19 protein-coding genes are annotated in these 22,232 nt (G+C 58.4%); 8 read left to right on the forward strand and 11 right to left on the reverse strand.

Features of this window, described 5'->3' with window-relative positions; all coding sequences use genetic code 11:
• The first annotated feature begins 44 nt into the window (after nt 1-44).
• From EJA71_RS26740 to EJA71_RS26750, 3 genes are all read left to right on the forward strand, one after another.
• The gene (locus EJA71_RS26740) at nt 45-3,284 is read left to right on the forward strand and encodes a hypothetical protein (protein ID WP_158961002.1); all 3,240 of its coding nucleotides are present in this window, start codon (nt 45-47) and stop codon (nt 3,282-3,284) included.
• 371 nt (nt 3,285-3,655) lie between these two features.
• A complete protein-coding gene (locus EJA71_RS26745) occupies nt 3,656-5,077 on the forward strand; it encodes an amino acid permease (RefSeq protein WP_158961004.1) in 1,422 nt (473 codons plus the stop codon).
• A gap of 163 nt (nt 5,078-5,240) precedes the next feature.
• On the forward strand, nt 5,241-5,603 hold the full coding sequence (locus EJA71_RS26750; protein WP_158961006.1) for a polysaccharide synthesis protein GtrA: 363 nt from the start codon (nt 5,241-5,243) through the stop codon (nt 5,601-5,603).
• 36 nt (nt 5,604-5,639) lie between these two features.
• Here the strand turns inward: EJA71_RS26750 and EJA71_RS26755 are convergent, their stop codons facing one another.
• Nucleotides 5,640-7,259: an FMN-binding glutamate synthase family protein gene (locus EJA71_RS26755; RefSeq protein WP_158961008.1), complete on the reverse strand. Its 1,620-nt coding sequence runs from the start codon at nt 7,257-7,259 to the stop codon at nt 5,640-5,642.
• Between the two features lie 299 nt (nt 7,260-7,558).
• Nucleotides 7,559-8,029: a hypothetical protein gene (locus EJA71_RS26760; protein WP_158961010.1), complete on the reverse strand. Its 471-nt coding sequence runs from the start codon at nt 8,027-8,029 to the stop codon at nt 7,559-7,561.
• Between the two features lie 217 nt (nt 8,030-8,246).
• Between EJA71_RS26760 and EJA71_RS26765 the strand changes: the two genes are divergently transcribed.
• The 3 genes from EJA71_RS26765 to EJA71_RS26775 are packed head-to-tail and all read left to right on the forward strand — an operon-like array spanning nt 8,247 to nt 9,852.
• Entirely contained in the window at nt 8,247-8,681 is a 435-nt protein-coding gene (locus EJA71_RS26765; protein WP_158961012.1) for an NUDIX domain-containing protein, read from the forward strand.
• Nucleotides 8,682-8,704: 23 nt separating this feature from the next.
• Nucleotides 8,705-9,343: a LysE family translocator gene (locus tag EJA71_RS26770; RefSeq protein WP_158961014.1), complete on the forward strand. Its 639-nt coding sequence runs from the start codon at nt 8,705-8,707 to the stop codon at nt 9,341-9,343.
• A 2-nt stretch (nt 9,344-9,345) separates the two neighbouring features.
• Nucleotides 9,346-9,852 carry a GNAT family N-acetyltransferase gene (locus tag EJA71_RS26775; protein ID WP_158961016.1) on the forward strand — a complete coding sequence of 169 codons (507 nt, stop codon included), beginning with the start codon at nt 9,346-9,348 and terminating at the stop codon, nt 9,850-9,852.
• Nucleotides 9,853-9,931: 79 nt separating this feature from the next.
• Here EJA71_RS26775 and metR read toward each other — a convergent pair whose 3' ends face one another.
• Nucleotides 9,932-10,849 carry a transcriptional regulator MetR gene (gene metR, locus EJA71_RS26780; protein ID WP_158961018.1) on the reverse strand — a complete coding sequence of 306 codons (918 nt, stop codon included), beginning with the start codon at nt 10,847-10,849 and terminating at the stop codon, nt 9,932-9,934.
• 204 nt (nt 10,850-11,053) lie between these two features.
• On the opposite strand from metR, the gene EJA71_RS26785 reads away from it, so the two are divergent.
• Together EJA71_RS26785 and EJA71_RS26790 are read left to right on the forward strand one after the other, a co-directional pair.
• Nucleotides 11,054-12,088, forward strand: coding sequence for an alpha/beta fold hydrolase (locus EJA71_RS26785; protein ID WP_158961020.1), 1,035 nt, complete (start codon nt 11,054-11,056; stop codon nt 12,086-12,088).
• A 215-nt stretch (nt 12,089-12,303) separates the two neighbouring features.
• Nucleotides 12,304-12,972: a DsbA family oxidoreductase gene (locus EJA71_RS26790; protein ID WP_158961022.1), complete on the forward strand. Its 669-nt coding sequence runs from the start codon at nt 12,304-12,306 to the stop codon at nt 12,970-12,972.
• 96 nt (nt 12,973-13,068) lie between these two features.
• Here EJA71_RS26790 and EJA71_RS26795 read toward each other — a convergent pair whose 3' ends face one another.
• The 8 genes from EJA71_RS26795 to glpD all read right to left on the reverse strand — a co-directional run bounded on the left by EJA71_RS26795 (nt 13,069) and on the right by glpD (nt 22,026).
• Nucleotides 13,069-13,398: a GlpM family protein gene (locus tag EJA71_RS26795; protein WP_178113757.1), complete on the reverse strand. Its 330-nt coding sequence runs from the start codon at nt 13,396-13,398 to the stop codon at nt 13,069-13,071.
• A gap of 20 nt (nt 13,399-13,418) precedes the next feature.
• Nucleotides 13,419-14,747, reverse strand: a complete 1,329-nt coding sequence (locus EJA71_RS26800; RefSeq protein WP_158961026.1) for a sigma-54 dependent transcriptional regulator — start codon at nt 14,745-14,747, stop codon at nt 13,419-13,421.
• A complete protein-coding gene (locus EJA71_RS26805) occupies nt 14,744-16,645 on the reverse strand; it encodes a sensor histidine kinase (protein ID WP_158961028.1) in 1,902 nt (633 codons plus the stop codon). The genes EJA71_RS26800 and EJA71_RS26805 overlap by 4 nt, the downstream gene beginning before the upstream one ends.
• Nucleotides 16,646-16,789: 144 nt before the next feature.
• Nucleotides 16,790-17,524, reverse strand: a complete 735-nt coding sequence (locus EJA71_RS26810) for an amino acid ABC transporter ATP-binding protein (protein ID WP_007963947.1) — start codon at nt 17,522-17,524, stop codon at nt 16,790-16,792.
• Nucleotides 17,521-18,192 (reverse strand): amino acid ABC transporter permease, encoded by a 672-nt coding sequence (locus EJA71_RS26815; protein WP_007963949.1) that lies wholly within the window; start codon nt 18,190-18,192, stop codon nt 17,521-17,523. Before EJA71_RS26815 ends, EJA71_RS26810 begins: the two co-directional genes overlap by 4 nt.
• Nucleotides 18,192-18,938 carry an amino acid ABC transporter permease gene (locus EJA71_RS26820; protein WP_008079435.1) on the reverse strand — a complete coding sequence of 249 codons (747 nt, stop codon included), beginning with the start codon at nt 18,936-18,938 and terminating at the stop codon, nt 18,192-18,194. Before EJA71_RS26820 ends, EJA71_RS26815 begins: the two co-directional genes overlap by 1 nt.
• A gap of 193 nt (nt 18,939-19,131) precedes the next feature.
• A complete protein-coding gene (locus EJA71_RS26825) occupies nt 19,132-20,058 on the reverse strand; it encodes a glutamate/aspartate ABC transporter substrate-binding protein (protein WP_158961030.1) in 927 nt (308 codons plus the stop codon).
• 429 nt (nt 20,059-20,487) lie between these two features.
• Nucleotides 20,488-22,026 (reverse strand): glycerol-3-phosphate dehydrogenase, encoded by a 1,539-nt coding sequence (glpD, locus tag EJA71_RS26830; protein ID WP_158961032.1) that lies wholly within the window; start codon nt 22,024-22,026, stop codon nt 20,488-20,490.
• Nucleotides 22,027-22,232 lie beyond the last annotated feature (206 nt).

Genomic DNA, 22,232 nt, shown 5'->3' on the forward strand with positions numbered 1-22,232 from the left:
TCTTTTGATTCGTCTTATCTATTTCGCTCATCAAGGAAACACGTATGTCTGGTTTCAATACTTCGTCCGCAGATGGTTCTGTGCCTGATAATAATTCGAATGATTTACTGGCCGAATTTGACAATATCTTGCCGCACTTTTTTGGTGATTTTACCGGGGCGTTATCCTGGACAGTCCCTTGGAGCACTGCCCAACAGCACAGCGCCTATAACGCGGCGTTGGCTTATCTTCAGACGCTCGATAGCTATGCAAGACCTGGCCTGGGCGTACTGGATCATCTGAATGACGGGCAGCCGCTTTCAAGTGCCGTATTGGCCGACCCCGCCCGAGCGCTTGAAGCCTTGGTGCGTGGTCCGCAGGGGCAGGCACTCGGGCTGGCGGTACAGACGAAGATGAACTCGGTTTCGACCGATATCAGTATTGATGAACACGCTTTGGCTGCGATTCAACTGGTATTGGGGCGTGTTTCCATTGGCGTCGCTGATCGAAACATCATTGCGGATTTTGACCTGGCAGATTCTCGACACTGGGGCCAGACCGCTTCAACGATCGTAAAAGAGTTCCGGGATTTCCTCACGCGGTCCTCCAGGAGCAGTGCGCAGATGTCCGGTTTGACTGCGCATGTCGTGCTGGCGGGGTACGCCAGTGTCTACCTGATCAAAGACATCCCCGACAGCGTGAAGTATGGCAGTGCTGCCTGGGTCAACCTGGCGGTTGCCGCAGCCGTCATTGAAGCCCAGACGCCGGGGAGGGTTGCCAACATGACCTTCGGCCAAGTGATGATCTATGCGGAAAACGCCGAATTGGTTGATCCGCAAGTCGCCCGGTTGGCCAAGACCTTGGCGATGATCGATTGGGGCTTCATCAATGGCTTGATCGAAGAGAAAGCCGACACTCGTGTAACCGATGCAGAGTTGAGCGCGATTGCGCTGGCATTCAATCGACAATTGAAAGAGCGGCTTGAGGCATCGGCGTTGTTGGACAGCAAGATTCCAAGCCGTAAGGCAATAGCCTTGGAAAAACTCAAAGCGAAGTTCACGGGCAACGTCCCATTTGAAGCCCCGCTGTTTTACGACAAACGCTCAGGCGTGGATGTCGGCGTGGACGAAATCGCATCAGCAACTTGGGGTCTGCATTCGCTGTTGGACATCGCGATGATGGGAGGCCCGCCGTACTACACGTGGGGCACTGAAAACTTGCGTTTTTCCTGGCTTCTTCGTGACATCAACTCGCCGCTGGATCTCGGTGTCGAAAAGGACTTTACGGCTCAGTTCGACGCCACTATCGGTTCTCTCAAGAAAGGGGCCGTGACGACCATCAAACATCTGATTTCCGAGTTACCATTGCAAGACAGGGAAAATCTGGAATATGGAAAAATCGATTTTTACCAAGACAAGGAATACACGCTGAGTAACGCATTCTGGGGGCGAAGTCTGAAGGACATAGATCCTCAACTGTCAATGAAAGTGGAATTCAATGGCAAGGTCTCCATTTACTACATCAATTTGAAAAAAGGCGTGATTGGCAGACACAAGAACCATCCCGGGAAAGCGACAGAGAGCCCCCATCCGAATATCCCGAGCGTCATCCGCGCCACAGAGCTATTTGCAACGGAACGCCCATTGCTGGCGAGTTCCATGCAGCGCTCGCCATTGCCCACGCCCAGCAGTTATTCCAGCCGCAGAACCCTGGAAATCGCCTTGGCTTTTGTACTGCATCTGGACCTGGACAACCAAAAAGTCCTGCAGGAAGCCAGAGGCCAGACCACCCAAGACAAACACGCGGCGAAACTCCAGGCTGCGGTGGACTTCGTCCTCAACATGATCCCGTTCAAATCGGCCATCAGCAACTTCATCAAGGGCAACTACGCCGATGGCGCAATGGATCTGTTCATGGATGTATTGGGCTTCGTCACTGCCGGCGCCGGCATTGTCTCCAAATTGGCGAGCGTCGCGACCAAGACCGCATCGGCACTCACCAAAGCATTGCGTGCTGCCAGAATCATCGGGACATTCGTCATCGGCGAACTTAATCCACTCAGCGCATTACCCGCGTTGTTGGGCGGCACTGCCAGTCTTCTGGGCCGAGGCATCAAGTATGTCGGTGTACGCGCTCTGCGCCAGCTCGAATCGCTGCGCACGGCGCCGGATGGTTATAAATTGTTGCAAACGCTGGGTAAACAGCACGGCCCGACATTGTTAGGCACCTTTAAGGTGGGTGAAGACAGTATTGCGGGCGTAGGAGTGTTGAAAAACGGTGACTGGTACCCCTACAACGTCCAGACCAACCGAATCTATGGTTCACCTGGAACTTTCGCGCCTAAATCCCCCGGTACCAGTCAACTCTTCGGGCCGAACGTCTCGGATCCCAAGTACCACGTCGAATACCACAGCAACTTGTTAAATGCGCGAACCCCGGGCAATTATCCGGCCTATCAAAAAGGTTTCGAGAAGGGAGGGCTGGAGCAGATCAGTGGTCACCGTCGCGCAATGGATCTTGATGATTTGTACGCATTGGCATCCCGTTCCGACCTGACTCCCGAACAGATTGGCGCAGTCACCAAAGAGATCAGCAACAAGCTGTTGGACAACAGTGCTTACTATTCCAGCCTGTTGTTGCAGGACGTCCAGGGTGCGGGCGTCAAAGTCACGCCGTTGTCCCAGAGTTATTATGCGGCCAATGTTGATGTGACGACGAAGGGGGAGTGTGCCGGGCTGGCGAATGCTATGGCGGTTGCCATGCATTACGGCAAAGAACAAACGCTTCTGCAGAACTTCTACAAGGTTTCCAGCAAATCCGATAATCGACCGTCGCAAAAATTCATCAAGGATCTGAGGGGCTTCCAGGACCGGGTCAACAACACTCAGACATTTCACTTGAACGTCACGCCAGAGGTCAAAAGTGCCGATAATATTATTCAAGATCTGCTGGGATCTGCTGACTCCAAGAGCTTCAGGATCAGCACCCGCAATCACGGCATGGTCGCGGGAATTAGAGTCATCGACACAAAACCGCTCTGGTTTTTCTACGATCCCAATGCGGGATTGGCGAAATTTGAAACCATTGAGGCCATGAAAGGGGGTCTGCACCGGGTGCTGGAAAGCGGCGCACTCGCCTCGACCTACGACACGTTCAAAAATACCAAAGGCGGGCGTGTGTATGAGGTCAGCGTTTTCCGTCTCGATGATATTGACGACGATTACATTGATCGCGTCGAGGATTTGTCCCACATCGAGTTGCCGGATTTGCCTGATGAACTCTTTTCGATTCAGGTCGTTCAGTGATGCTCTGCTGCAATAGCGGCCATCAAGCCTGCTGCCGGTTCTGCGCCACGTAAAACCTGTCGGATAAGGCGCGACGCACCAAGGTTGTGCAATACTCGCCGGCGTTTTCGGCGGCGATTTGTCCTACGTTTGCCAGTTGATCTGTTAGGTCGACTGGCAGACTGGCGACAACTCCCGCTGAATCTTGTGATTTATAGAGTGAAAAGCCCTGCCCAAGGCTTTTTATACTGCACGCCCCGCTGATCTTGCAGAGGTCCTGCAAGACGCGTTTGCCCACGAGGCAGGCGCGGTTTCATTTCAAGCCAAGGCTTATCGGCCAACGCTTCGACGCTCGGTGGTCATATCCAATAACAAGACGAGGTTGCACCCCTATGCCAGTCGGCAATCAACTGCCTCACGGCGACACCGCTCAGGGCGGTCCGCTACAACGCGAACTCGGCGAACGGCATATTCGCCTGATGGCACTCGGTGCCTGTATCGGCGTCGGTCTTTTTCTAGGTTCGGCCAAGGCCATCGAAATGGCCGGCCCGGCGATCATGATTTCCTACATCCTGGGTGGTCTGGCGATTCTGGTGATCATGCGCGCCCTCGGCGAGATGGCCGTGCATAACCCGGTGGCCGGTTCGTTCAGCCGTTACGCGCAAGATTATCTCGGCCCCTTGGCGGGCTTCCTCACCGGCTGGAATTACTGGTTCCTGTGGCTGGTGACCTGCGTCGCTGAAATCACTGCGGTGGCCGTGTACATGGGCATCTGGTTTCCCGATGTGCCGCGCTGGATCTGGGCGCTTGCGGCGCTGGTCAGTATGGGCTCGATCAACCTGATCGCGGTGAAGGCCTTCGGTGAATTCGAGTTCTGGTTCGCCCTGATCAAGATCGTCACCATCATCGCCATGGTCATCGGCGGCGTCGGCATCATCGCCTTCGGTTTCGGCAATGACGGCGTGGCGCTGGGCATTTCCAACCTGTGGGCCCACGGTGGCTTCATGCCCAACGGTGTGACCGGTGTGCTGATGTCCCTGCAGATGGTCATGTTCGCCTACCTCGGTGTCGAGATGATCGGCCTGACTGCCGGTGAAGCGAAGAACCCGCAGAAGACCATTCCCGATGCGATCGGCTCGGTGTTCTGGCGGATTCTGCTGTTCTACGTCGGTGCGTTGTTCGTGATTCTGTCGATCTATCCGTGGAACGAGATCGGCACCCAGGGCAGTCCGTTTGTGATGACCTTCGAACGCTTGGGCATCAAGACCGCCGCCGGCATCATCAACTTCGTGGTCATCACTGCCGCGCTATCGTCGTGCAACGGCGGCATCTTCAGCACCGGGCGCATGCTCTACAGCCTGGCGCAGAACGGTCAGGCGCCGGCCGGTTTTGCCAAGACCTCGAACAACGGTGTACCGCGTCGTGCGTTGCTGTTGTCGATTGCTGCGTTGCTGCTGGGCGTGCTGCTCAACTATCTGGTACCGGAAAAAGTCTTCGTCTGGGTGACTTCGATTGCAACCTTCGGCGCGATCTGGACGTGGGTGATGATCCTGCTGGCCCAGCTGAAATTCCGCAAAGGCCTGAGCGCCAGCGAACGTGCCGGCCTCAAATACAAGATGTGGCTGTACCCAGTCAGCTCGTACTTCGCCCTGGCATTTCTGGTGCTGGTGGTCGGCCTGATGGCGTACTTCCCGGACACCCGCGTGGCGCTGTATATCGGCCCGGCATTCCTGGTGCTGCTGACGGTGTTGTTCTACGTGTTCAAGCTGCAGCCGAGCAATGTGTCGCAAAGTGCGGTGCGTTCGATTTCGTAACGGCTAATCGCTGAAACAGCAAAGCCCCGGTCGCCAGATCGGGGCTTTTTTGTTGCACCATCCGTCGGATTTGGGCCCCCACCTGTAATTTCTGACAGTAGGCGAAAGTGGGCCGCAGGCTTAGCGTGAGTCTCCGTCCAATCCACAGTGGCAAGGAGTGGTGATGAAGGGATTCTCTGCACTGATGGTCATCGGCGTGGCCGACGCATTGATTCACTGGCAAGTGTTTTTCGTCATGAGCAGCGCTGGCGGGTTGACTCAGGCGGGCAGCAATTTCGCAGCATTCTGTGTCGCAGCCGCGTTCACGATTTATGTGAACATGCTGTACATCTTCGAAACGGGCACGTCGATGCTCGGCTATCTGTTGTTTATTGGCGTAATGGGCGGCATAAGTTTCGGCATCGGCTCGCTGGGCGATGCGCGAGCGCTGCATGGATTGATCACGGTGGCGATGTTTACCGGGATCAATCTGTTGCTGGCGTACTGTTTTTTTCGTTTTGTGTTGTTTCGCAATCGGGAGGTTTGAAGCGCCAGCCAGCTGCAAGGGCTGGCGCTTTGTGCCTTATGCGGCTGCGATTTCGTTCGGCTCGAAACTGTCCGCCCGCGCCATCTGCCACATGCGCGAATAGAACTCGCCGTTGACTTCCCCAGTGAGCAATTCACCCGGCTTGAGGAACACGTGCAGTTGCGAGAACAGTTTGATTTCAGTCGCTGACATGCGCCGCACCAGGTGTTTGGCCGACAGTTGCGAAGGATGCTCAAGCCCCGCCGCCGCGAGCATTTCCGCCAAGGCTTTCAACGTGCTGCGATGGAAGTTGAACACGCGCTGCGCTTTGTCCGGAACCACCAGTGCGCGTTGGCGCAATGCATCCTGCGTGGCGACCCCGGTCGGGCATTTATTGGTGTGGCATGACTGCGACTGGATGCAGCCGATGGCGAACATGAAACCACGCGCCGAGTTGGCCCAGTCGGCGCCGATGGCCAGCACGCTGGCGATGTCGAAAGCGCTGACGATCTTGCCGCTGGCGCCGAGCTTGATCTTGTCGCGCAGATTGAGGCCTACGAGGGTGTTGTGAACGAACAGCAGCCCTTCGCGCATCGGCACGCCGATGTGGTCGGTGAATTCCACAGGTGCCGCCCCGGTACCGCCTTCCTTGCCGTCGACGACGATGAAGTCCGGAAGAATGCCGGTTTCCAGCATGGCTTTGGCGATGCCCATGAACTCCCATGGATGGCCGAGGCAGAACTTGAAGCCCACCGGTTTGCCGCCGGACAGTTCGCGCAATTGCTGGATGAAATGCATCATCTCGATCGGCGTGGAAAACGCGCTGTGGCGTGACGGCGACACGCAGTCTTCGCCCATCATGATTCCTCGGGTCTCAGCGATTTCCTTGGTCACTTTGTGTTTGGGCAGGATGCCGCCGTGGCCGGGTTTGGCGCCTTGGCTCATCTTGATTTCGATCATCCGCACTTGCGGGTTTTGCGCCTGGGTGGCGAAGCGTTCCGGGTCGAAGCGGCCGTCACTGGTGCGGCAGCCGAAGTAGCCGCTGCCCAGCTCCCAGGTCAGGTCGCCGCCGTGTTCGCGGTGATACGGGCTGATGCTGCCTTCGCCGGTGTCGTGGGCGAAATTACCGAGTTTTGCACCTTGGTTCAACGCGCGAATGGCGTTGGCGCTGAGCGAGCCAAAGCTCATTGCCGAGATGTTGAACACTGACGCCGAGTACGGCTGCGAGCACTGCGGGCCGCCGACGGTGACGCGGAAACTGTTCGGATCGCTCAACGGCGCCGGGCGCATTGAGTGGCCAATGAATTCGAAACCCGCCTGGTAGACATCGATCAGTGTGCCGAACGGTTTGTCGGCGGTTTCGTTTTTCGCCCGCGAATACACCAGCGAGCGCTGGGCGCGTGAGAAGGGCAGGGCATCGCTGTCGGATTCCAGCAGGTATTGGCGGATCTCCGGGCGAATGCCTTCGACCAGGTAGCGGATGTTGCCGAGGATCGGGTAGTTGCGGCGTACGGCGTGCGGCGTCTGCAGCAGATCGAACAGACCGAGCAGGCTCAACACGCCGGTGACGGCAGTGATCGGCCACAGCCAGTCGTGTTCGAGGAACGGCAGGCTGGCGAGGGTGAAAATCACGCAGACGGCAAAGAAGGCGTAGCGGCTCAGGAGTGACAGGCTCATACGGTTTCCTTGGTTCGGACTGTTCTTTGTGGGAGCCGAGCTTGCTCGCGATGTCGGATATTCTGCCGGATATTCGCTACCTGACATTTCGCTCTTTTGCGAGCCAGCTCAGTTCCTGGGCGTATCCGTTGCCGGGCATTGCGCGCCCGGCCGGATGCTGCACGCATACTGGCCCACAGAGTGCTGGCAGGCAAACTTGTTGCTGGAACAAGCGCCTTCCCGAGTAGGCTCGCTTGCACAGGGAAATGCATTTCCAAGGTGCAAGCGAGATTGCTTGCGAAGGCGACTACAGCCATTGTTTATGCCGTCACCGATCCTTTTGGCGTTTGCCGTTTCTGGTCATCCTTGTGTTTGGCCCTGGCCATATCGTTGATGCAGTAATTGATGTGGTAGAAGCCGAACAGGACTGAGAAGAGGCGGTTCATTCGCAGCTCGAAGCCGTACTCGGTCAGCGTGTAGGCGCGCAAGGCTCTGCGCATACGAAAGCACCAGGCAATTGCGATGAGCTGGGCAATGACCGTCAACGCATACCCCGCGAATATGAACGTCAGATCAGGGATGGTGAAAAGGATCCCGCCGATACCGCAGAACGCGAGATAGACGACCAGACAGGTCTGGCTCAGCGTCTTGATGCGGGTGACGCCCTCCACCAGGGTCGCTGTTTTATGCAGCCATATAACCGGGTAGAGCCCCATGGTGATCAACGTCAGCAGAATGAAATGAAACGTCTTGATGCTGTTCTTTTCCTTGAGCGTCGAAATGTCGGACATGCAGCGATTTCCCTCTATGGCGAATTGGGCGAATAGTCGTTTGGGCAGCTGTGAATAACGCTACCAAACTCGCGAGTGGGAAATTTCCGAGCCTGTGGGCGGACATGTCGTCAGAATCCGGAAGATCACGGTGTCGCCAATGTAGTGTTCTTCTGATGACGCGAGCCCCGCCAACATGGGATCCTGACGGCTTTTCGCCCAAGGCCATTTTTGCCCCATGACGCTGACATCCGCCGCTTCGCCCCGCATCATCCGCATTGCCGCCGCTCTGCTGCTTAACGCCACTGGCCAGACCCTGTTGGTGCGCAAGCGCGGCACCAGCGCATTCATGCAACCGGGCGGCAAGATCGAAGCGCATGAGCTGCCGGTGCATGCCCTGGCCCGTGAGCTGGAAGAAGAGCTGGGTCTGCAGATTGATCCGGCACAGGCCACGTTCCTTGGCCAGTTCAGTGCGCCAGCGGCCAACGAGCCGGGATTTGTCGTACAGGCCGATATCTTTCAACTGACGATCAACGCCGAAGTTTCCCCGGCGGCGGAAATCGAAGAGGTGCTGTGGATCGATCCGGCCACTGACGGTGATGTCGTTCTGGCGCCATTGACACGCGATGTGATCCTGCCGTTTTATCGAGCCTCGCTGACCGCTATCGCCTGATCATTTCCGCAAAGGACGTTGCCATGATCCCGCTTCCCGACTTGCTGATCTTTGCTGCCGCCGCGCTGCTGATGGTGCTGACACCGGGGCCGAACATGATCTATCTGATCTCGCGTTCGATCTGTCAGGGACGCAAGGCCGGAGTGACGTCGTTGCTCGGTGTGGTCGCGGGCTTCTTTGTGCACATGTTCGCAGCGGCAGCCGGTTTGACGGCGGTTTTCCTCGCGGTGCCGATGGCTTATGAAGTGTTGAAATGGGTCGGTGCGTTGTACCTGCTGTGGCTGGCCTGGCTAGCGGTGAAACCCGGTGCGCGCTCGCCGTTCGAGGCGCAACAATTGCCGCCGGACTCGTCGCGCAAACTGATCACCATGGGGTTTCTCACCAGTGCGTTGAACCCGAAAATCGCGGTGTTCTATCTCTCGGTGTTTCCGCAGTTCATCACGCCTGAGCACGGCTCTGTGTTCACTCAAAGCATCATTCTCGGGCTCACACAAATCAGCGTCAGCTTCACCGTCAATCTGTTGATCGCGTTGTTCGCCGCAGGCATCGCTTCGTGGTTCGTGCGCAATCCGACATGGTTGGCGATGCAGCGTTACTTCATGGGATTTGTGCTGGCCGGGCTGGCGGTGCGCCTGATGCTTGAGCAGCGCAGGACGGCTTGAACATGTGGATCGAACGGCTGGATGCCAGTCATGCCCTGGCTTATCGAGAGCTGATGCTTGAAGCCTATGATCGCCATCCGCAGGCATTTACCTCCAGCGTGCGCGAGCGTGCGGTGATGCCGTTGAGCTGGTGGGAAGGGCGCCTGACCAGCAAGCTGGATGTGGTGCTTGGCGCATTCGAGTCCGGGCAATTGGCCGGGATCGTCGGCCTCGCCTTCGAGCCGCGCGAGAAGGCGCGGCACAAAGTCACGTTGTTCGGCATGTACGTTTCAGCGGACTTTCGCCAGCACGGTCTGGGTTATGAACTGGTGCAAGCGGCGCTGGCCGAAGCGCAGAACCATTCGGCGCTGAAGCTGGTCCAGTTGACCGTTACGGCTGGCAACGATGCCGCGTTCAAACTCTACGAGCGCTGCGGCTTTATCCAGTTCGGTCTGGAACCGCTGGCGGTGCGGGTCGGCGAAGATTACTTCGACAAGATCCATATGTGGCGGCAACTGACACTGGCTTAAAGATCAAAAGATCGCAGCCTTCGGCAGCTACAGGGTTTGTGTAGGAGCTGCCGAAGGCTGCGATCTTTTGATTTGGCTTTTAACGGACCGCGCTCACACCGTCCAAGGTAGAAAACGAAGTGTCCTTCGCCGTCAGCAGGAAATCACGCATGTACGGCGCATCCAGCATGTCCGCGCGGATCCCCGCGTACAGCGTGGCAAACAAGCCTTTCTCACCCAGCCGCTTGGCCTTCACGTAACCGCGCGAGCTGTATTCATGCAGCGCCCAGTGCGGCATGCCGCACACGCCACGGCCGCTGGCGACCAGTTGCATCATCATCACCGTCAATTCGGAAGTGCGCACTTGCGCCGGTTCGATATCGGCCGGTTCAAGGAAGCGCGTGAAGATGTCCAGCCGATCACGTTCCACCGGGTAGGTGATCAGCGTTTCTGTGAGCAAATCTTCCGGCACGATGTACGGCTTGCTCGCCAGCGCATGCTGATTGGCCACCGCAAGCATTGCTTCGTAAGTAAACAGCGGCACATAGGTGATGCCGGCAATTTCCAGCGGATCGGAGGTCACCACCAGATCCAGATCGCCCCGCGCCAGAGCCGGTAGCGGTGCAAAGGAAAAGCCTGAAGCCAGGTCCAGTTCGACTTCCGGCCAGGCATCGCGGAACTGGTCGATGGTCGGCATCAACCATTGAAAACAACTGTGACACTCGATTGCCATGTGCAAGCGCCCGGCGGTGCCACCGGCGAGGCGGCTGATGTCACGTTCAGCTGCACGCAGCAGCGGCAGGGTAGCATCGGCCAGTTGCAGCAGACGCAAACCGGCACTGGTGAAGCGCACTGGTTTGGTTTTGCGCACGAACAGCGGCATGCCCATGCGCTCTTCCAGTTCCTTGAACTGGTGGGACAGCGCCGACTGCGTCAGATGCAGGCGATCAGCCGCATCGACGAGGCTGTCGGCCTCGCGCAGGGCATGCAGGGTTTTCAAATGACGGATCTCAAGCACCGACGGCTCCATGAACAAAATTTGCTGATTCAGCGATGGTGGTGAGTTTGTCTCATGTTGGCGGAGCTGTCGACTGGGTCTGTTTCCGTGAGCGCAATGACCGCTCGGCACTCTTCATCAAACTGTCACGCAACTGTGGCAGCGCGCTTGAACAAACTTCATCAGACTCGCGCTCTACTGGGGTTCTGCGTTTCGGTGTTTTTCATGCACAAAGTGTTTTTATCCGTCGCGGCCATGTTGGCCGCGCTTTTGTTCGGTGTGCCGTCGCTAGCGGCCGCGCGTTGCGACGTCAACGTGCCGACCGAGCACGTCGATCTGCAACAAGTCAGCATCGCTTATCAGAGCATTGGTCGCGCGTCGGACCCAGCGTTGCTGCTGGTGATGGGGCTCGGTGGGCAGTTGATTCACTGGCCGGATGAGGTGGTGGTTGCGCTGTGTCAGCAGGGTTTTCGGGTGATCCGGTATGACAACCGCGATGTCGGGTTGTCGACCTGGCGTCAGGCGCCGGTGGAGGCCAACCTGACCTTTGAAGTGTTGCGCTACAAACTCGGTCTGCCGGTGTCGGCACCGTACAGCCTGACCGACATGGCCGACGATGCGCTGGGTCTGATGGACGCGCTGCACGTCGAGCAGTTTCACGTATTGGGCGCGAGCATGGGCGGGATGATTGCCCAGCATATGGCGGCGATGGCACCGCAGCGAGTCGAGAGCCTGACGCTGATCATGACCACGTCGGGCGCCGAAGGCTTGCCGGCACCGAGTGCGGCGCTGGTGCAATTGCTGTCGCGTCGCGGCGCTCCGAATCGTCAGGTGGCGCTGGAACAACAGGCGGATTTGCTAGCGGCGCTGGGCAGCCCGGCGGTGACCGATGATCGACAGGCCTTGCTGCAACAGGCGGCGGCGTCCTATGACCGCGCGTTCAATCCTGAAGGCGTGAAGCGGCAGATCATGGCGATCCTCGCCGAGCCGAGCCGAGTGGCATTGCTCAACCAGCTACGCGTGCCGACGCTGGTGGTGCACGGCACGGCCGATCCGTTGTTGCCGGTGATGCACGGCGTGCATCTGGCGGCGCATATTCGCGGCAGTCAGTTGCGCCTTATTCCGGGTTTGGCCCATCGCTTTCAAGAGGCGTTCAAGGAACCGTTGCTGGCGGCGGTGTTGCCGTATCTGCAGGCGCATCGCGAAGACACTTCGCATTGGGCGCAGATCGAGCCGGTGGTGGGTGGGAATCTGCTGTAACCGTCAGATGTGTGTCGCCCCTGCAGGCCCTATCGCTGGCAAGCCAGCTCCCACATTTGGAATGCATTCCCCTGTAGGAGCTGCCGAAGGCTGCGATCTTTTGATCTTAAGCACAACGTCAACAGATCGCAGCCTTCGGCAGCTCCTACAGGTGCAGGGTGATCAGGGTGTATCGTGCAAACTTTCCCGCACGATTTCCCCCCGCGAGGTGTGTGATGAGTTCCGCTTTGAAAATCGATTTTGTCAGCGACGTCTCCTGCCCTTGGTGCGTCGTTGGTCTGTATGGCTTGTTGGAAGCGCTGCAGATCCTGCGCAACGAAGTGCAAGCCGAGATCCGCTTCCAGCCGTTCGAGCTGAATCCGAAAATGGGTGCCGGAGGGCAGAACATCGCCGAGCACATCCAAGAGAAGTACGGCTCGACACCGGAGCAATCGCAGAAGAATCGCGAGGCCATTCGTGCCCGTGGCGCTGAGCTTGGTTTTGCTTTTCGCACTGACAGCAACAGCCGCATCTACAACACCTTCGATGCGCACCGTTTGTTGCATTGGGCTGAACTTGAGGGTTTGCAGCTGCCGTTGAAGGAGGCTTTGTTCAAAGCCTATTTCAGCGATGGCGGCAATCCGTCTGACCGTGGGCAGTTGGTGCAGATTGCGGAAAGTGTCGGGCTGGATCGCCAGCGTGCCGAGACGATTCTGGCGTCCGATGAGTTTGCTGATGAGGTGCGTGAAGAGGAGCAGGTGTGGTTGCAGCGCGGGGTCAGTTCGGTGCCGACGGTGGTGTTCAACGGCCAGTACGCAGTGACGGGCGGACAACCGGTAGACACATTTGTCGGCGCGATCCGCCAGATCATGGCCGAGTCAAAAGGTGGCACCGTCAACGGCTAAACACATTCCCATGTAGGAGCTGCCGAAGGCTGCGATCTTTTGATCTTGCCCTTAAAAAGATCAAAAGATCGCAGCCTTCGGCAGCTCCTACAGTAATTAGCTGTGCAGGCGGACCCAAACACTGACCAGCACGGTGGCAGCCATCAACCACGCGACGGCCGCCACCGCCAACGACGCCTCCAACCGCATCCGATCCACCATCACATACAACGTCGCTAAATAAACAAAATACGGAATGATCGACCACATCCCGAACACGATCGTGGTCTTCAGATCATCAATCGAGCGTCCCTTGCCGACGATGTAATGCGCAATCAGCGCAAAGGTCGGAAACAGTGGCACCAGTCCGGCAATGTAATAGTTTTTGGTTTTCGCCAGCGCCGCGAGGATCACCACCACCGCCGCGCCCAACAGGGCTTTGAAAATCAGATCCACGTCGTTCTCGCTTAATGGCTGAGGCCGTACTTTTTAACTTTGTCGAACAGCGTGGTCTTGGCCATGCCCAACTCAAGGCTGGCCTGAGTCAGGTTGCCGCCGCTGCGTTGCAAGGCATCGCTGAGCAGGTTGCGTTCGAAGGCTTCCACCGCTTCGGCGAAGGCCAGGCCTTGGCCGCCACCGCTGGCGCCGGACTTCTTGAACGCCGGCAAGCCGAGAGCAAAGCGTTCGGCGACGTTGCGCAGTTCGCGCACGTTGCCCGGCCAGTCGTGGCTCATCAGGTTCGACAACGTCTGGTTGTCCAGCTCCGGCAGTGCGCGATCAAAGCGCAGCGCCGATTGCTGGGTGAAGTGTTCGAACAGTTGCAGGATGTCTTCGCGCCGCTCGCGCAGGGGCGGCAATTCCAGCGTCACCACGTTGAGGCGGTAGTACAAGTCGCTGCGGAATTCGCCGGCCTTGCTCGACTCGTCGAGGTCGGACTTGGTCGCCGCAATCACCCGGCAATCCACCGCCACGCTCTGGTTCGAACCGAGGCGTTCGAGCGTGCGTTCCTGCAACACTCGCAGCAGTTTGATCTGCAGTGGCAGCGGCATGCTCTCCACTTCGTCGAGGAACAGCGTGCCACCGTCGGCGTGTTCGATCTTGCCGATGCGCCGTTTGCCCGCGCCGGTGAACGCGTTGGCCTCGTGGCCGAAGATTTCGCTTTCGAAGAGGTTTTCCGGCAGACCACCGCAGTTCAGCGCGACGAACTGTTTGCTGTGGCGCCGACTGAAATCGTGCAGGCAACGGGCAACCAGTTCTTTACCGGTGCCGGTCTCGCCTTCGATCAATACGTTGGCCGAAGTGTCGGCAACGTTGGCGATCAGTTCACGCAGGTTCTGCATCGCCGGCGAGCGACCGATAATCCGCCCCTCAAGGGAGTCACGTTCAGCCAATTGTCGACGCAGCGACGACACTTCGCGGGCGAGGCTGCGTTGCTCCAGCGCACGTCGTGCAACATCCACCAGACGCTCCGGCGAGAACGGTTTTTCCATGAAGTCGTAGGCGCCTTTCTGCATCGCGCCGACGGCCATGGAAATGTCGCCGTGGCCAGTGATCAGTACCACCGGCAGGCTCCGGTCGCGTTGCTTGAGGCGGGTCAGCAGTTCCAGGCCATCGATGCCCGGCAGGCGGATGTCGCTGATGACGATGCCGGCAAAGTTGTCGCCGACCTTCTCCAGCGCTTCCTCGGCACTGCCGACGCCGACGCAAGGAATGTCTTCGAGGGTCAGCGCCTGTTGGCAGCCGAGCAGCACATGGGGGTCGTCTTCGACGATCAGTACACTGAGTTCGGGGTTCATATTGGCTCGGCAGGTGTAGGGCTTACCAACGGTAAACTGAGGACAAAGGTAGTGCCGCCGCTGGCCGGGTGTTCGACACCCAGATGCCCGCCGGTGGCGGCGGCGAGGCTGGCGGAAAGGGTCAGGCCCAGGCCCAGGCCTTGTTCGCCGGGCTTGGTGGTGAAGAACGGTTCGAACAGATGCTTGCGCGCTTCGGCGTCAATACCGTGACCGTTGTCGCGCACGCGCAGGCGATATTTGCCGTTGAATTCTTCGCCCTCCAGCCACAGCTCGGGCGTTGGTTGCGCCTGCATGGCGTCGAGGGCATTGCCGATCAGGTTGACCAGAATCTGTTCGAGACGGGTCTGGTCGATCTGCACTCGCACGTCGATAAATTGCCGGTGCACGGTCAGGCCCGAGGCCTCGACCCGGGCACCGAGCACTTGCAGCGCGGCATCGACCGCTTTGCCGAGGCTGGCCTGACCCTGATTGTCGCCGCGCCGGGCAAACGAGCGCAGGCTGGCAGTGATGCGGCCCATGCGGTCGATCAGGTCGTTGATGGTGTTCAGATTGGTGCTGGCGACATCGAGCTGACCGCGTTCGAGGAAGCGTACGGTGTTGCCCGACAGCGTCCGCATCGCCGCGAGCGGCTGATTCAGTTCGTGGGCAATGCTGGTCGACATCTGGCCGATGGCGGCAAGTTTGCCGGCCTGCACCAGTTCATCCTGAGCGCGGCGCAACGTCTCTTCGGCCTGACGCCGTTCGCGGATCTGACTCTTCAATCGCTCGTTGCTGGCGCGCAGGTCGCTGGTGCGTTCGGTAATCCGACGCTCCAGCTGATTGTTGGCTTCCTGCAGCGCTTCACGGGCGGCGAGGCGGGTGGCGATGACCTTGCGCCGCTCGTTCCAGGCGATCAGCAGGAAGGCGACCAGGGCAAACGCTACGGCGACCAGAATGCCTTGGTTGATCGCTTCGCGGCGCAGATCCTGAAGGGGCGTCAGCAGGGTGAAGTTCCACGGCGTGTCACTCAGCAGCCGGGTCTGCGCCAGATAGCTGATGTCGTCCTCGCCGGACTGCACTTCGCTGTTGGCCGGGAAGGTGAGCTTCTCCACGCCTTCGGACAGGGTTTCGCGAGCCAGCGGTTGCAGTTCGTTGAGCGGAAACCAGTAATACTGCAGGCTGCGGGCGAGTTTTTCCTTGGTTTCTTCACTCAGGGGAATGACCGCTTTCAGGCGCCGGGCCGGATCGCTGGAGAGAATGATGATGCCGTTTTCATCGCTGACGAAGGCTTCCAGGCGTGCGCGCTGCCAACGTTCTTCCATGGCTTCCAGACGCACTTTGACCACGGCGACGCCGATGATCTTGCCATGCTCTTCGAGGCCGTGGGCGAGGTAGTAACCGGGTTCACCGTTGGTGCTGCCGATGCCGTAGAAACGCCCGGGCTCACCACGTACGGCTTTCTGGAAATAGGCGCGGAAGGACAGGTCTTCACCGAGGTAACTGTCGACATCGCGCCAGTTGCTGGTGGCCATCACCCGGCCGGTGGTGTCCATGACATAGATGGCCCGACTGCGGCTGCGCCGATTCAGGCCTTCAAGGTAATCGTTGACCGTTTGCCGGTGTTCCGGAGTCGGCTCGGCCAGTAGCTGCGACACACTGGTTTCGAGTTCCAGCAGGCTGGGCAAATAGGTGTATTTGCTGATCTCGCTTTCGACCGCGCGGGCGTGCAGTTCCAGCTGACGCTGACCGTTCTCGCCAAGGCTGCGGATGCCGAAATGTTCACTGGTCCAGAAGCCGATGAAACCCAGGCCGATCATCAGGGCAATGATCAGTGGCGGCAGGAACAAATGACGAATCAGACGGGGCTTCACGGCAAGTGATGGCGGCGCGGCGCGATAGAGATTGGGGTCGCATTTCATCACAGATGCCTTGGGTCAACCACCACAACAAACTTCACCAATCCGCTGTAGGAGCTGCCGCAGGCTGCGATCTTTTGATCTTCAAAAACAAAGTCAAGAGATCGCAGCCTGCGGCAGCTCCTACAGGGGGAGGCGGTGTTGCTTTTAGTGCTGCAGGATTTTCTCGAGGAAGTGCTGCGCGCGTTCCGAGCGGGCGCTGATGTCGCCGAAGAATTCCTCTTTCGGGCAGTCTTCGATGATCTTGCCAGCGTCCATGAAAATCACCCGGTCGGCCACTTTGCGGGCGAAGCCCATTTCGTGGGTCACGCACATCATGGTCATGCCTTCGTGAGCCAGTTGCACCATCACGTCGAGCACTTCGTTAACCATCTCCGGGTCGAGCGCCGAGGTCGGTTCGTCGAACAGCATGACGATCGGGTCCATCGCCAGCGCACGGGCAATTGCCACGCGCTGTTGCTGACCACCGGAGAGTTGCCCCGGATGCTTGTGGGCATGTGCCGACAGGCCAACGCGCTCGAGCAGTTGCAGACCTTTCTTGGTCGCCTCTTCCTTGCTGCGGCCCAACACCTTGATCTGCGCGATGGTCAGGTTTTCGGTGATGGTCAGGTGCGGGAACAGTTCGAAATGCTGGAACACCATGCCCACGCGCGAACGCAGTTTCGGCAGGTTGGTCTTCGAGTCGGCAATCGAGGTGCCGTCGACGACGATGTCACCTTTCTGGAACGGCTCCAGCGCGTTGACGCACTTGATCAGGGTCGATTTGCCGGAACCCGACGGGCCGCAGACCACGATCACTTCGCCTTTTTTGACCTCGGTGCTGCAATCAGTCAGCACCTGGAAGTCCCCATACCACTTGTTGATGTTCTTGATAGAGATCATACGGCGAACCTTTTTTGCAGACGCTTGACCAGCAGCGAGGCGGAAAAGCTGATGATGAAGTAGACGACACCGGCGAAGATCAGGAACTCGTTGGAGCGGCCAATGATGTCGCCGCTGGAGCGGGCGGAGTTGAGGAAGTCCACCAGGCCCACGGTGTAAACCAGCGAGGTGTCCTGGAACAGGATGATCGACTGTTGCAGCAGCAACGGCGTCATCTTGCGGAACGCCTGGGGCAGGATGATCAGACGCATGGTCTGGCCATAGGTCATGCCCATCGCCTGAGCGGCGGCCATCTGACCTTTGGGGATCGACTGCACACCGGCCCGGACGATTTCGCAGAAGTACGCGGCTTCGAACATCATGAACGCCACGACGCAGGAGGTGAACGCACCGATCGGCGTGTCTTCACCGGTGATCCAGCGCAGCACGAACGGCACCGCCAGATAGAACCAGGTGATCACCAGCAGCAGCGGGATCGAACGGAAGTAGTTCACATAGGCGCCGGCCACGCGGGACAGCAGTTTGCTCGACGACAGGCGCATCAGCGCCAGGATCGTCCCGAGCACGATGCCGCCAATCACGCCCATGACCATCAACTGCAAGGTCATGACCATGCCATTCCACAGGCCCGGGATGGCGGGGATGATGCCGCTGAAATCGAAGTCCATTATTTACCCCCCACGGAGATCAGGCCGGGCACCGCGACTTTCTTCTCGACCATGCGCATCAGCAGCATCAGGCTCATGTTCAGGGTGAAGTAGATCAGCGTGGCCAGGGTGAAGGCTTCAAACAGGTTGGCTGAGAACTCGGCGGTCTGTTTGGTTTGCGCCAGCAGTTCCATCAGGCCGATCAGGGACGCCACGGAGGAGTTCTTGAAGACGTTGAGGAATTCCGAGGTGAGCGGCGGAATGATGATGCGATAGGCCTGGGGCAGCAGCACGTTCCAGTAGATCTGCGGCAGCTTGAAGCCCATGGCGCGGGCGGCGGCTTCCTGGCCGCGTGGCAGCGCCTGGATGCCGGTGCGCACTTGTTCGCAGACACGGGCAGCGGTGAACAGGCCAAGACACACGACAACGCTCAGGTAAGCCGAGGTGGTCGGGTTGAGATCCTGTTTGTACCAGTCCTGCAGGTTCTGCGGCAGCAGATCGGGCACCAGGAAGTACCAGATGAACAGCTGAACCAGCAGCGGTACGTTACGAAACAGTTCCACGTAGCAGGTCGCGATGCCCGATACGATGCGGTTTGGCACCGTGCGCATGACCCCCAGAATGGAGCCCAGCAGCAAGGCGATGATCCATGCCACGATGGCAATGGCAATGGTCCAGCCCAAACCGGTGACGTACCAGTCGAGATACGTCTCGCTGCCGACGCCGGTGGACTTGAAGAACACGCCCCAGTCCCAGTTGTAATTCATTAGGGTCTCCCCTCGAAATCGATCGATGTACAAGCACCCGCTTGGGGAAAGTCCTTTCCCGCCCGACGTTGAACGCCGGGCACACGCGATCGGCTCGAAAACCGCCAGGTCGAGTGCTCCACAGTAAAGCCAGCAGGTAGTAACAGACGCCTGAGAGAGGATTGCTCCCTCAGGCGATAAGGTTAGTCAGGAATCAGATTTTTACGTCAGGCGCCGGCTTGTCGCTCGGGGTGGCGATCAGACCTTTTACCTTGTCGCTCATCGGGAAGTTCAGGTTCAGGCCTTTTGGTGGGATCGGGCTCTCGAACCATTTGCTGTAGATCTTGTTGATCTCGCCAGACTTGTACAGACCCACGATGGCGTCATCGACAGCTTTCTTGAAGGCCGGGTCGTCTTTGCGAACCATGCATGCGTAGGCTTCGAACGACTGCGGCGTACCGGTGATGATCCAGTCAGCCGGCTTCTTGGCCTTGGCTTCTTCGCCGGCCAGCAAAGCGTCGTCCATCATGAAGGCAACGGCGCGGCCGCTTTCCAGCATGTTGAAGGATTCACCGTGGTCTTTGGCGGAGATGATGTTCATGCCCATCTGCTTGTCGGCGTTCATCGCTTTGATGATGCGCTCGGACGTGGTGCCCGCAGTAGTCACGACGTTTTTGCCTTTCAGGTCGGCGAAGTCAGCGTAGGACGGCTTGCCTTCCTTGTCTTTCTTGACCAGCAGACGGGTGCCGATTTCGAAGATGTTGACGGTGAAGTCGACTTGCTGGGCGCGCTCGGCGTTGTTGGTGGTCGAGCCGCACTCGATATCCGCGGTGCCGTTCTGGATCAGCGGGATACGGGTTTGCGAGGTCACCAGGTTGTACTTGACCTGCAGATCGGGCTTGTTCAGGTCTTTTTTCAGGGCTTCAACGATAGCCACTTGAATGTCGTGGGAGTAGCCCACGGGTTTGCCGGAAGCATCGGCGATGTAGGAAAACGGAATGGAGCTGTCGCGGTGAGCGAGCGTGATGGTGCCCGAATCGTTGATTTTCTTCAGGGTGCCGGTGAGTTCGGCGGCGAAAACTGGCGTGCTGATCAGAGCGGCAGCAATGGCTGCGCCCAGGATATGGGGAACGATGCGCATCAAATTTTCCTCGACATTGTTTTTTTTATGGAGCCAGTTCGTCGGCCCTTTTGTGCTTCGAATGCCTGACGGCTCCTGAAGTGTTGGCACAACAGGCATTCGTCGAGAGAGTGTAGAGCATGAGTCGTGCCAGACCAGTGGCGGATGGTTAATACGCTGATTTATAAGGTGATTAAAGTTTTGTGGCGGTTTTTTGGAGGGCAACTGATCCGGTTTACCGAATCGACCGGGAAGTCGCGTTCGGAAATCCGAACAAGTTTGTGTAGGAGCGAGCCTGCTCGCGAGGGTGGTGCGTCAGGCGCCAGGTATGTTGATTGACACACCGACATCGCGAGCAGGCTCACTCCTACAGTGCTCGCGGTGTGTCAGGCATACAAAAAAGCCCCTGAATCTTACGATTAAGGGGCTTTCGTTCAAGCGATGTTCACATCACGCCGCTTCGATCTTGCTACGGCTCTGTTCGACCTTGCCCAGGTACGCCGCAAGCTTCTCCTGCTCGGCTGGAGTGGTGAACAGGCCCAGCTTGCTGCGACGCCAGAGAATGTCATGCGCCGTGGTCGCCCACTCTTCGCTGCACAGATAATCGACTTCACGGGTGTAGAGCCCGCCGCCAATGTGTTCGCCCATGTCGGCGAGGCTTTGCACGCCTTCGAGCATGCGCCAGGTACGGCTGCCGTACGTGGTCGACCAGCGACGGGCAATCTCGCTCGGCACGAAGTCGAACTTGTCGCGGATCAGCGCGCTCAAGGCTTGTGGCGTGGTCATGTCTTCGCCGCCGGGCAGAGTGGCGCTGGCCGTCCAGCTCGGACGCATCTGGGTGAAGAACGGCATCAGTTGCGCCATCGCCGATTCGGCGAGTTTGCGGTAGGTGGTCAGCTTGCCGCCGAACACTGACAGCAGCGGCGCTTCTTCAGCGTTACCCGACAAGGCCAGCGTGTAATCGCGGGTGACGGCCGACGGGTTGTCGGATTCGTCGTTGCACAGTGGGCGCACGCCCGAATAGCTGTGCTGGATGTCGTCGCGGCTGATCTGCTGCTTGAAGTGCGCGTTGACCACTTTCAACAGGTAATCGGTTTCGCCTTCGGTGATTGCCACTTTCGCCGGATCGCCGGTGTATTCGCGGTCGGTAGTGCCGATCAGGGTGAAGTGATTCAGGTACGGAATGGTGAACACGATGCGCTGATCTTCGTTTTGCAGAATGTGCGCGTGATCGCCTTCGTACAGTTTCGGCACGATGATGTGGCTGCCCTGAATCAGACGGATGCCGTACGGCGATTCCATCTTCAGGTCGTCACGGATGAACTTGGCAACCCATGGGCCGGCGGCGTTCACCAGCGCTTTGGCGGTGATCGAAAACAGGCTGCCGTCGGCGCGTTCCAGGTCCAGGTGCCACAAGCCTTTGGCGCGACGAGCGCTGACGCAACGGGTCTGGGTGTGCACGTGGGCGCCTTTTTCACGGGCGGCCATGGCGTTGAGTACCACCAGGCGGGCGTCGTCGACCCAGCAGTCGGAGTATTCGAAGCCTTTCTTGATTTCGCTTTTCAGCGCGCTGTCGGCACCGAACTTGAGGCTTTTCGAACCTGGCAGCTTTTCGCGCTTGCCGAGGTTGTCATAGAGGAACAGGCCAGCGCGGATCATCCACGCCGGGCGCAGGTGCGGACGGTGCGGCAGCACGAAGCGCATCGGCTTGACGATGTGCGGCGCCTTGGCCAGCAGCACTTCGCGTTCTGCCAGGGCTTCACGCACCAGACGGAATTCGTAATGTTCGAGGTAGCGCAGACCACCGTGGATCAGCTTGCTGCTGGCCGACGAGGTGTGGCTGGCGAGGTCGTCCTTTTCGCAAAGGAACACCGAAAGCCCACGACCGGCGGCATCCGCTGCGATCCCCACGCCATTGATCCCGCCGCCGATAACGGCAACATCGTAGATCTCGGAGATTGGGGGCGTACGCAAGGTAGAGGTGGACATCGGCTGGCCTCGGGTTCTTTTGATTTTCTATATTGGAAATCGAACATGAATGTTCATTTGCGAAAATGGTAGCCCATAAACACGCGCGCAGCCAGTCGCGTTCGATTGAAAAAACTCATCGAAGGACAGGGAAAGGAAAATATTCGAACATTAAAAGCAAAAAGATCGCAGCCTTCGGCAGCTCCTACATGGGTTCACTTAACCTG

It is taken from the genome of Pseudomonas sp. PB106 (assembly GCF_009764645.1).
Classification (GTDB): domain Bacteria; phylum Pseudomonadota; class Gammaproteobacteria; order Pseudomonadales; family Pseudomonadaceae; genus Aquipseudomonas.